This window comes from Sodalis-like endosymbiont of Proechinophthirus fluctus, assembly GCF_001602625.1.
In the GTDB taxonomy this organism is placed as follows: domain Bacteria; phylum Pseudomonadota; class Gammaproteobacteria; order Enterobacterales; family Enterobacteriaceae.
The window spans coordinates 847-11289 of sequence record NZ_LECR01000047.1 but is presented as its reverse complement, the minus strand read 5'-3'; the positions used below and the strand labels follow the sequence as shown (position 1 = coordinate 11289).

The window sequence follows — 10443 nt, the reverse complement described above, 5'->3', positions numbered from 1 at the left end:
CGACCCGCTTGTGGATCGCGCCACCAACCAAAATGGATGCCGCCCAGCTTACCAAAGAGAGCTACTATAGCATCTTTGATAAAAGCGGAGCGCGTATGGAAATCCCAGGTTGCTCGCTGTGCATGGGTAACCAGGCGCGGGTAACAGATGGCGCGACGGTCTTATCTACCTCTACCCGTAATTTTCCGAACCGTTTAGGTAATAGCACCGACGTCTATCTGGCCTCTGCAGAGCTGGCGGCGGTCACCTCGCTGCTTGGCCGTCTGCCGACGGTAGAGGAATATTTGCAGGCGATGGCGTTGGTGGATCAGACGGCAGTAGATACCTACCGTTATTTGAATTTCGACCGTCTCAGCGAATATACCGATAAAGCCGATCAGGTCATTTTCCAAACTGTGGTCTGATCCGCCTGCGTGTCACAGTGCCGCTGGGCACTAAGCAAGTCCACTATCGCCAGTCGTTGACGAGCGCTTTTTTTCGTTGCACCCAGAGTGCGTGCTGGGTTTATCGCATGCACCGGCGGATAAGGAGTGATGCAGGCTTTGGTAGGCGTAGAATAGACGCGTAAAATCCCATTGTCTTCCACCACTATTTTCCAAAAAATATGGTACAGCACCCCTGATTGGGTGGACGGTAACGATGGACTACAAGTTTTACGGATACCCGCCGGTCAAGTCATCATCAAATTCTCCGTTGGTCATTGACTGAATGACAAAGTGAAGGACGATATGGCGCCTCTGGCGGATGTGGAGCAGCATTTACATAGCCTGTCCGGGCTTTCCCCTAGAGGCTCAGTGGTACAACATATCCGCCATGAATATACCCTGTGCTCATTGACGCTGAATAGGTCATTGTGCGCCAATAGCATGTTAGTTAAGTTTGATGACCTGGAAGAGGGGCTCAGTGTTACTACAATGAAGAAAACCTAGCGTTGTGCGGCAGCGACGATTTTCTGATGATGCTGAAGCGGTATCGCCAGTTTATTAATACCGGCGGATGAAGAGTGGGGGCCGTGGTTGCTCTCCTCTCCCCTGACTCTACCAGCTTGCTTGACTTTCCCTTGGCTTGCCTAGCTTCCCCGCTGCTTGCCAGTCGCTCTCCCGGGCACACGGCTTTGCAGTGGGTCTAGCATCGCTATGAAGAGCGTTTGCAGAAGCGCACGGCCTGCTCTAATTTGAGGATAGCGTCGCCGTAGCATAGAAGCTGGCCGCTTTTTTTGGGCGAAAGGCCCGGACTTGCCGAGTTCCGCGCGCTGATTGTCTTGGACTGATCGGCCAATGTTGCCGGCAAGGCCAGGAGTTACATTACGGACAGGTTGCGTCCGTAATAAATTTCCTGCATCTCTTTGTAAAGTAGATTGGTAATCGCTTTGCGCTCATCCGCTCTGAGATCATCCAGTTGGGTATTGAAAAGATAATGTTTCAGATCGAAATTTTTCAGCATCATCTTAGTGTGAAAAATGTTCTCCTGATACACATTGATATCCATCATGTGATACATTGCTTTCATATCGTTAGACATAAAATTCTGAATCGAGTTAATCTCATGGTCGATATAATGTTTTACCCCGTTGATGTCGCGGGTAAAGCCACGCACGCGGTAATCCATGGTGACAATATCCGACTCAAACTGATAGATTAGGTAATTAAGCGCCTTTAGCGGGGAGATGACGCCGCAGGTCGATATTTCTATATCGGCGCGGAATGTGCACAGGCTGCCCTCTGGATGGCATTCCGGGTAGGTATGCATACAAACATGGCTTTTATCCAGATGCGCCACCACTGATTCCGGGAGCAGCCCGGGATATTCTGACGTGTCAACGTTGCTGGGGTCGACCGGCTCCTCACTAACCAGTATGGTCACGCTCGCGCCCTGCGGCTCGTAATCTTGGTGAGCAATGTTAAGAATATTGGCGCCTATCATGGAGCAGGTTTCGCTGAGAATTTCCGTCAGACGATTGGCGTTATATTGTTCGTCAATGTAGGCTATATAGCCGTCACGATCGTCCGCCTTTTTAGCATAATAAATATTGTAAATACAAAAACTAAGGCTCTTAGTCAGGTTATTAAAGCCGTGTAGTTTTAGCTTTTGCAATTTGGTTCACCCTCTTATAAATACTGTTTCAGCGAGAAACTGATAAGGCATTCAACAAATATTGCGGCAGGGCGAAGCTGCCGTTATGGATCGCCGCATTATAGTAGCGACAGATCAGCTCAGTCTTGTCGATACATGCCGCCAGGGTCGCGGTATCGAGATGGCGTAACGCCGGATTTTGGCTGGCCCAGGCGAAGGTCATGATACCGCCATAATAGGTCGGCACCGCTGCCTGATAAAAGCTGACGTCGCTAAAATGGTGACGGAGTTTCAGGTGGCTATTGACCGCTTCATCCTGCTGTAAAAAACACACGCCGTTTTGCGCGACAAAAATGCCATCTTGGTTAAGACAGCGCGCGCAACCCTGATAGAAATCAGAGGTAAACAGGCTTTTTCCCGGCCCTATTGGATCGGTGCAGTCTGAAATGATGACATCGAATTTCTCGCTGCTTTGGGAAATAAAATCTACACCGTCGGCAATCACCAGCGTAAAACGCGGGTCGTCAAACGCGCCTGCGTTGTGGCGCGGCAAATATTTTTTGCAGAAGGTCACCACGGCGGCATCGATCTCAGCTATGGTTATTTGATCTACGCCGGGATGACGGCTGACTTCACGCAGTATCCCACCGTCGCCGCCGCCTATGATGAGCACTTTTTTGGCGTTTCCATGGGCGATAAGCGGCACATGGGCCATCATCTCATGATAGATAAACTCATCGCGCTCGGTGGTCTGCACTATGCCGTCCAGCGCCATGACCCGGCCCATCGCGGCATTTTCAAATATTACCAAATCCTGCTGGCCAGTAGTTTCCTGGTATAGGACGTTATCCACGGTAAAATATTGGCCGAAATGGTCGTGTAACGTTTCGTGCCAGGTTTCTTGGTTAGACATGTCTGGCTGCTCCTTGGCAAGTCCGCCATGAAAAAACAGCGCAACATGATAGCTAACTCTGCCTGCGGTTGCACGGTCAAATTTCGTACAAAGGGGCTTTGAGAGCGTATTATTTGGCGTAGGCGAGTAAACCAAGAGAGTTAGAGTCGCCAGCGATTCGCATTTTTTCGCCGACGGTAAGTTACGGTAGCTGTCTTCCGCCCAGAGCTCTCCTATCTATCACATAGGAGGCGTAATTCTATCACATAGGAGGCGTAATTGCTTAGATCCCGGCGGTTTTGTTGGGTGAAAATTCAATGGCAGGGGCGATTTGCGTCTATTTACCATGGCGTCTGTGTCGCCCGCGGCCATCAGACGCGTCTGTCCCAGGGCGGGATGAACCCACAGATGAGATAGTGAGACAGTATAGAATGCCGCTCCGCGCTCGTCCGCCAGCGTGCGTCCACCCGATCGACCACCAATACCAGCAGAGCCGATGGCAAAAGCGGTCGCGTAAACGTCGTTCACGGTCTCAATGGTGCATCACCGGACCATGGACAGTAATCCTTCAAGCAGTGGGTGGTGTTCCTCAATCTTCTGTTCTTATGTGTATCCATTCATGGGCCGGCTCAATCTAACGGTATTAATATGGACCATGGTAAGCAAGCTTAATCTTTCAGGACAAGATAGTGGTAGGCGTGGAGGTGGTCCAGGCGGCGGCGATGCGTCACTACATGGCTGAGTATGAAGTCACTCTTTCACTGGGAGCGATTCATATGCCCAAGGTCTTGATGCATTCCGGCATCGGTCTGGCAGGACGGGTTGCCAGCGGCACGGCATCCCGGTGGTGTAGCATTTACCGGGTGTGGGCCGTGGGCCCAGAATCACTAGAACCACGTCTCCTTATAGCTGTATCACATGCCGCAGCCGATATGGCATGGCAGTTCCGAAGCCACTTTATATTGGAAAATTTATGCCAGCCGAGTGCGCCCAGATACGTTTCATTGCCCGGTCGAGTTTCCCCGCGCCGAGTGCGGAAACAGAGGCCCTAGGAGGGGCGCGCATGGATGAACGATGTTCACCCGGGCCTTGCTACCCAAAAAGTCGACGGCCACGACTGCTTTCTGGCCATGATGTGGATGATCCCGATACGCATAGAGGCCAATATGCTGTCGCATCCCGACTATTTCAGGATGTTGTTTGCCAACATCGAGCATTGCTGCGAGCTTGGCAACTTCCCCGTCTTTCATAGCTTGGTCAATGGAGAGTCATTACCGGGGCAATCTCAGTCCCCAGGAGATGAAGGCCTATATGCGTAATTCGGCGGTGAACTACTGGCACCAGCTCTGCACGGCTAATACAGGACGAGACGCAATATCGGTGGTGGAACTGCCGCTAACGGCATCGATAGGTTACGCCTCGCCTTGCCTAATTTCCCTAGCGGCAATACCATGACGCCATGCGTGGTGATAGGCGAAAGGGCATCAGATACGATTAAGACTGACCACTGTCTCTAGCTGGGGGTAGTGCGAATAAATAAAGGCGTCCATATGTGGGTTATTAGTGCCTTCAACCGAATAAGTCGGTAATGTGCTCATATTCGCCACGACCTTCACGCCCTCACCTCCGACGTTAACTCCCCTCGCAGTGCTTGAAGCTGCAATGCGTTGTGCCTGATTGTGCAAGATTCCGTAGAGCAATCTCTGTGGCAATAACGGGTATTCATGTACGTCTGCTAGGATTTTAACTGAATAATATCAGTGGAGTAGATAATTTATGAAACATCATGTGGAAGTCATAATCTCCGAACAAGAGATCGCTAAGTGCATCGCCGAACTGGGGCAGTCCATCAGCGAACATTATCGCGATAGTGGCAGTGAAATGGTGCTGGTAGGTTTATTACGGGGATCGTTCATGTTTATGGCAGACCTTTGCCGCGCGGTTACCTTGGCGCATGAAGTGGATTTCATGACCGCTTCTAGCTACGGCAGTGGTATGAGCTCAAGCCGCGATGTGAAAATCCTGAAAGATCTTGATGAGGATATCCGCGGCAAGGATGTATTAATTGTCGAAGATATCATCGATTCTGGCAATACCCTGAGTAGGGTTCGCGAGATCCTCGCCTTGCGCCAGCCAAAATCCCTCGCTATTTGCACGCTGCTCGATAAACCAGACCGTCGGGAAGTCAAGGTAACGGTAGAGTGGGTAGGATTTACCATTCCCGATGAATTTGTTGTCGGCTACGGTATCGATTATGCCCAGCGTTACCGACACTTACCCTATATCGGCAAAGTTGTGACGCCTGTAGAATCCGCCTAAGTCGATAGGTTGTCCAGGAATATTGGCGTCTGGGGAAGTAAGACCACAGAGGTGAGGCACGGCAAGTCTATGGAAAGCGGCTAAGAGATTTACCTTTAAGTGGGTTGGAATAGAAAATAGATCTCTTTAAACCCCGTACTCAGCTGGATGCGCTGGGTACGGGTTAATTAAAATCATCACTGAAGCTTTGTGGTATGGAAAGATTTATGCTGTTACTTCATGGTATATGCTGTTGCCACAATAAAAATCACAATATCCTGTCTATCTAAAACCACAGATTATGTTTGACATAAGAATCTCATGCTAAAACAGGCACTGGGAATACCATGACTCCCGATTGTGCGTCAAATTCTCTCATAGAGTGAACATTCTAAGCAATTTAATTTATAACCCTATACATATCATGTTAGTAATCAGAAATATATTTTCTGTCATTCTTAGGTTAGTTGCCACGAAGCTGCTTATTTAGAAATATCGGCAACGGTAATTTAGAGGTTAATATTTATCTTGCTAAAGTATCTACCAAGCTCTTTACTCCGTTCAGCTAATATAAAATATCATCCTTTCTCTTCTAGATGAGCAAAAGTAAAAATAAATTCCGTGTTAAACTCCATCGTCATGGAGATAATTAACATTTTTCAATATAAAATTCTGCTCACGTACGTCACGTTTAGCTAGGTATCCAATATAAAATATGTGCTTCAATACTTTTTCGATAAAGTATGAGCGTGAAATAGAATGAACCCTATTCTAAGCAGTACATTTCCGTTTTCTACTATAAAGTTTGTATCCCTGTGTCCTGGGTAGTAAGGTAATAAATATACTCTATGCCAGCCTCTATCTCATGTAAAATTACAAAATAATTTAATAATAATTTTATTATATTATCTTCTTTTTTAGCAAAAAAAATATATGACTCACATCAAATCCTGCTTCATGCGGAGCTCTACAATTTTTTAAAAAATCTTTTGTCTTCTTCAATTTATTTTATAAGTTCATTAACTAATTTTGCATTAAATCCTGATTCAATCATGATTTCACTATACTCGATCTTAACCAATTTATATTCAGTAATAATTTCATCAACAATATTATTGAATGCATGACAGATTAAACGCGTGTTGAATTTGTCCTTACCAATATATTTAAATATATACTCGAGTATTTCAAGTGGTAGATTATTTATATTTTTATGCTTGTCACTTGTGAACATCCTACCAATCTGCACTAACACTTAACGCAGTTGAAGGTACAAAGGGATAAAGCAAAGTTCCTTATCTTAATAGTGGAGCTTTTTGCTGAATAGACAACGGTATCTTAAAAACGTTTCCCATATCTAAAAATACAATGAACATTACTATCGAAACTACCGCAATAAATGATTGCCGTGTTAACAATGTCGACCTGGGGGAGAGGACAAACTTCATCTCCAACAGGGTTTGTGTAGTTAAAGACCGCGTGTGGTGTACAGGATCGCTTGGATGTGGGGTGGAAAGTAGCCATTGGCCGGAGCGATAACAGGATTCCAAGCTACAACGCAAACACTGATTGGTTAAGTAGACGTAAATAGGTTCAGTGGACACTAATGGGTTAAATGAATATCAATGGGTTAAGCGGATGCAGGTCTGTTGTGTCGGTTAAAAAGGACAACTGTCGGTTAAGTGAACATCTGTCGATAAACGGACGTCAGTTGAATTAACTGCCGTATCGCTGCAGCATTGTAGTTATTCCCTGAAGATAACGCTGTTCCAGCGTCTCGTGGCTGGTAGCGGTAAGTTCCAGATCGCGGGTGGTCCCTCGTGAATGGCGTATACCTAGTCGTAGACAGTCACCTTCTAGCCTTATTTCCAGGCAGAGCGCATAATGGTTGAATTGTCTCAGGTTATATACCTGCTCAATTACACTAATCTCGTACACTAACTAATCTCGCTGAGGATGTTGGCGCGGTCCTCGGGATGAAGCTTACCCAGCAGTGAACTATTTGTACCACAAATCTTGTACTATAAATCAAGGAGATGCAGCAGATAGTTGTCGATAAGCCCCAGTTCGTGATTGTCGATAGTCGCTTGCATGCCTCAGCAGCCGCCGTAGTAATTGGACGTAGATGATAATATGTTCGACCTACAGTATGTCGACCGAATATTGCACGACCGACAGGTAATTGAGATCGGGGTATGAATAACCAGGTTGGCCACATTGCGTTGCACAAACAGCTCTCCCGGCTCCAGCCCGGTCAATCTTTCCGCCGAGACACGGCTGTCGGAACAGCCAGTTCACAAAAAGCGTGGCTTTTGCGCCAGCGACAGCCTCTCAAAGAAGCCAGGATCCTCTTCATACAGAAGCCTAGAGCAATCCTGGTTGTTACTGAGGCTGAAATGTCTTTCATCGATGTTAATAGCCCGTAAAGCTGTCGTAATGTAATTTAATATAGGCCATAGGCCAAGTGTTGGTGTTTTAAAATCAGTTCCTGAAAACCGTTTAGAATAAAGTAACTCGTCACAAATGATATGCATTGGAGTTGGAGTAGTTGACCAAGACCTACGCAGGAAGCGTACAGGTTCTAAAAGGGATCTATCTGAACCTGGAAGCCGGCAATTTCTATGTGCTGATTGGACCCACAATGGGGCGAGACAATCCACCACTATCAGTATCATCAGTGTTCTGGTGAACAAGACTGCTGATAAAGCAAAAGTGTTCATCTACGATATCGATAAGGACATCGTCAATGCGAGACGCTAGATGATTGGTCTGGTGCCGCAGGAGTGTAATTTCAACCTGTTTGAAACCATCTATCAAATCGTAGCTCATCAACTACGGCGTGGAGCACCAGCAGGCCGCGGCAAGCGCGGCGGGTGTCTTCGCCAACTATATTGGGTAGTATTAAAAATTATATTTATTAAATATATAAACAGCTTATACAGGATCTTTATACAAACCCTAGTGTCACCGGTGATTACCATCACGCTGTATTTTATCATTTTCAGCAATCTCATCAGATCGCAAATTGGCGCCATGCACGGTCATTATACATACAGTTTATCGTGCCGTTCCTGATTATAGTGGCCGTGATTACCAACACCTACACCGAAGTCCTATCGTCGTTCTTCAACACCAAATTTCATCGCAATATCGAAGAGCCTCTAGTAGCACTACCCTGATCCATGTAATCATCGCGGACCATGTCAGCTGCGGGGTGGCCGCGCGTGATTTGCATCGGTATTCTGGTGACCGTGGTGTCGCTATTCTTTATGGCGGTGCTGTTTTCGCTGGCGAGATTGCTCAATGCCGTATTCGCTGAGAGTGTCGACGACATTAGTATTATCTCGACCTTCGTGTTAACCCGACCTTCGTGCTAACGCCACTGACCTATCTGGGCAGGGTTCTACTCACTGTCGCTGTTGCTGCCTTTTTGGCAGGTGGTGTTGCGGCTAAACCCGGTGGTCTATTATGGTTAGCGACTTCCGCTATAGCTTTTGGGAATTGACTATGTGTCGCTAGCGCTTTAAGCTTGCGGTGTTAGTGGCCTTCACCGTGGTGTTTTGTCTTCTGTGCTGGAAGCATATCCAGAGCGGACTCGGCCTGCGCACCTAATTTATGCTTCGTCGTACTGAGCTCATGTCACATTGCACCAGTGGTAGTAGCGCTTTGGCGATGCGCTGCAATTTATTGTGCTCGTCGAAATAGGCGAGCTTCGGGGCGTGGTGAAGCGCCTCTTCATCCAGCATTTGCATATAGGCGAAGATAATCAGCAGATCGTCGAAGCGGGGGCGCAGCAGCGCAGTTCACCGAAATGATGCGCGATCCGCTGTTCATCGGTAATCGCATAGAGGGAGAAACGTCGGCCGTTATCGACGTTATAGATGTAAATCGCTTTTCATACTCCAAGATCCCCGCCACATCGAGAAAGCCCTGATCGATGGCGAAGAAGTCTTCGTAATGGAGATCTATCCGCCTGGGTAACATGCGCCCGGTGCAACTTGCCTCGTAACATGGTGCGTTGCATGAGCTTAAGCCTTCTTATCATTATGAAATGAGATCTACTTGCGCATTATCGATTAGCCTAACCTTACCCAACCAGGCAGTGAATAACACCACTGCCCGCTGGCTATCAATCGTCAATGGCTGCAGGGTTTCGGCGTCGCGAATAACCAGAATATCTGGTGTCAGACCGGCCTGTAGCAGTTGCTCCACAGCAGCTGCTAGCAGACCGTCGGTATGGCGATTCCCGGCGCGCATCTGCGCTACCAGCCGCGTAAGCACCTGGTTGAGCTGCGGCGCCAGACGGCGCTCTTCGGCGCTCAGGTAACTGTTACGCGAACTGAGCGCCAGACCATCGGCAGCGCGCACTGTCGGTACGCCGATAATGTCGATATCATAGTTCATGTCCCGCACCAGTTGACGAATAAGCGCCAATTGCTGAAAGTCCTTTTCGCCAAAGCAGGCCACGTCCGGTTGTACCAGATTAAACAGTTTGCTGACAATCGTGGCCACGCCTCGGAAATGGCCCGGACGGTTTTCTCCTTCCAGGATATTGGCGAAGCGCGGCACATCAACAAAGGTCTGTATGGCCAGACTGTCTGTATAAATCACCGCAGTCGTCGGAGCAAATACCATGTCCACGCCGCGCCGGGTCAACTTTTCGCAGTCCTCTTCCAGCGTGCGCGGATAAGCCGCCAGATCTTCCTGTCGGTCGAACTGCATTAGATTGACGAAAACGCTCACCACAACTTTATCCGCATGGGTTCGCCCGACATCAATCAGCGACATATGTCCTTCATGCAAATTGCCCATTGTCGGAATGAGGGCGATGCGTTTATGTTCTTGACGCCACTGTTTAACCGTCTGACGCAGCGACGGCGGCGTTTCGATAATCAGCACAGGAGTCTCCTTCATTAGTGAAAGCTGTGTTCGGCGGCTGGAAAGTGCCCGGCTTCAACCTCTTGCACATAGCGGCGCACGGCTGCGGCAATATCCCCGTTTGCCGAGAGAAAATTCTTAGTGAAGGAGGGCGCGCTATCTCCGGTTATGCCGAGCGCGTCCTGCATGACTAGGATCTGGCCGTCAGTAACACTGCCGGCACCGATACCAATAACCGGGATGCCCAACTCCTGGGTGATACGTTCCGCCAGCGCCACCGGCACACATTCCAGCACCAGCAA

Annotated in this window: 11 protein-coding genes and 4 pseudogenes; 8 read left to right on the top strand and 7 right to left on the bottom strand. The window is 48.2% G+C overall.

Annotated features, from left to right (window positions below; all coding sequences use genetic code 11):
* The coding region (locus tag BG74_RS17035) for an aconitase family protein (RefSeq protein ID WP_244267333.1) at positions 1–404 on the top strand (404 nt) is incomplete at its 5' end.
* Here the strand turns inward: BG74_RS17035 and BG74_RS13325 are convergent.
* Positions 377–616 carry a hypothetical protein gene (locus BG74_RS13325; RefSeq protein WP_187202682.1) on the bottom strand — a complete coding sequence of 80 codons (240 nt, stop codon included), beginning with the start codon at positions 614–616 and terminating at the stop codon, positions 377–379. The genes BG74_RS17035 and BG74_RS13325 overlap by 28 nt on opposite strands.
* 100 nt (positions 617–716) lie before the next feature.
* On the opposite strand from BG74_RS13325, the gene BG74_RS13320 reads away from it, so the two are divergent.
* On the top strand, positions 717–929 hold the full coding sequence (locus BG74_RS13320) for a hypothetical protein (protein WP_187202681.1): 213 nt from the start codon (positions 717–719) through the stop codon (positions 927–929).
* Between the two features lie 2 nt (positions 930–931).
* On the top strand, positions 932–1000 hold the full coding sequence (locus BG74_RS19650) for a hypothetical protein (RefSeq protein ID WP_187202688.1): 69 nt from the start codon (positions 932–934) through the stop codon (positions 998–1000).
* A 299-nt stretch (positions 1001–1299) separates the two neighbouring features.
* Here BG74_RS19650 and speD read toward each other — a convergent pair whose 3' ends face one another.
* Both speD and speE read right to left on the bottom strand, forming a co-directional pair.
* The gene (gene speD, locus BG74_RS05550; protein WP_066597171.1) at positions 1300–2094 is read right to left on the bottom strand and encodes an adenosylmethionine decarboxylase; all 795 of its coding nucleotides are present in this window, start codon (positions 2092–2094) and stop codon (positions 1300–1302) included.
* A 28-nt stretch (positions 2095–2122) separates the two neighbouring features.
* A complete protein-coding gene (speE, locus tag BG74_RS05545; protein WP_066597169.1) occupies positions 2123–2986 on the bottom strand; it encodes a polyamine aminopropyltransferase in 864 nt (287 codons plus the stop codon).
* 650 nt (positions 2987–3636) lie between these two features.
* Between speE and BG74_RS19645 the strand changes: the two genes are divergently transcribed.
* The 3 genes from BG74_RS19645 to hpt all read left to right on the top strand — a co-directional run bounded on the left by BG74_RS19645 (position 3637) and on the right by hpt (position 5284).
* Positions 3637–4017 carry a hypothetical protein gene (locus tag BG74_RS19645; RefSeq protein ID WP_369678518.1) on the top strand — a complete coding sequence of 127 codons (381 nt, stop codon included), beginning with the start codon at positions 3637–3639 and terminating at the stop codon, positions 4015–4017.
* 15 nt (positions 4018–4032) lie between these two features.
* Positions 4033–4284 (top strand): hypothetical protein, encoded by a 252-nt coding sequence (locus BG74_RS05540; protein WP_066597167.1) that lies wholly within the window; start codon positions 4033–4035, stop codon positions 4282–4284.
* A 457-nt stretch (positions 4285–4741) separates the two neighbouring features.
* Entirely contained in the window at positions 4742–5284 is a 543-nt protein-coding gene (hpt, locus tag BG74_RS05535) for a hypoxanthine phosphoribosyltransferase (RefSeq protein WP_066597164.1), read from the top strand.
* A gap of 1695 nt (positions 5285–6979) precedes the next feature.
* Here the strand turns inward: hpt and can are convergent.
* A pseudogene (gene can / locus BG74_RS13305) lies at positions 6980–7674 on the bottom strand (carbonate dehydratase).
* Positions 7675–7811: 137 nt separating this feature from the next.
* On the opposite strand from can, the pseudogene BG74_RS05520 reads away from it, so the two are divergent.
* A pseudogene (locus tag BG74_RS05520) lies at positions 7812–8095 on the top strand (ATP-binding cassette domain-containing protein); the annotation flags it as partial.
* A 75-nt stretch (positions 8096–8170) separates the two neighbouring features.
* Positions 8171–8875: pseudogene (locus BG74_RS05515) on the top strand (ABC transporter permease).
* Here BG74_RS05515 and panD read toward each other — a convergent pair.
* The 3 genes and pseudogenes from panD to BG74_RS05505 all read right to left on the bottom strand — a co-directional run.
* A pseudogene (gene panD, locus BG74_RS17030) lies at positions 8872–9287 on the bottom strand (aspartate 1-decarboxylase). The pseudogenes BG74_RS05515 and panD overlap by 4 nt on opposite strands.
* A 20-nt stretch (positions 9288–9307) precedes the next feature.
* Entirely contained in the window at positions 9308–10162 is an 855-nt protein-coding gene (gene panC / locus BG74_RS05510; protein WP_066597203.1) for a pantoate--beta-alanine ligase, read from the bottom strand.
* 14 nt (positions 10163–10176) lie between these two features.
* On the bottom strand, positions 10177–10443 hold a 267-nt coding region (locus BG74_RS05505), incomplete at its 5' end, for a 3-methyl-2-oxobutanoate hydroxymethyltransferase (RefSeq protein ID WP_187202679.1).

Bases quoted from the DNA above. Each gene is read 5' to 3' on its own strand.
- speE (WP_066597169.1), bottom strand. From the start codon at position 2,986: ATGTCTAACCAAGAAACCTGGCACGAAACGTTACACGACCATTTCGGC.
- BG74_RS05540 (WP_066597167.1), top strand. From the start codon at position 4,033: ATGAACGATGTTCACCCGGGCCTTGCTACCCAAAAAGTCGACGGCCAC.
- hpt (WP_066597164.1), top strand. From the start codon at position 4,742: ATGAAACATCATGTGGAAGTCATAATCTCCGAACAAGAGATCGCTAAG.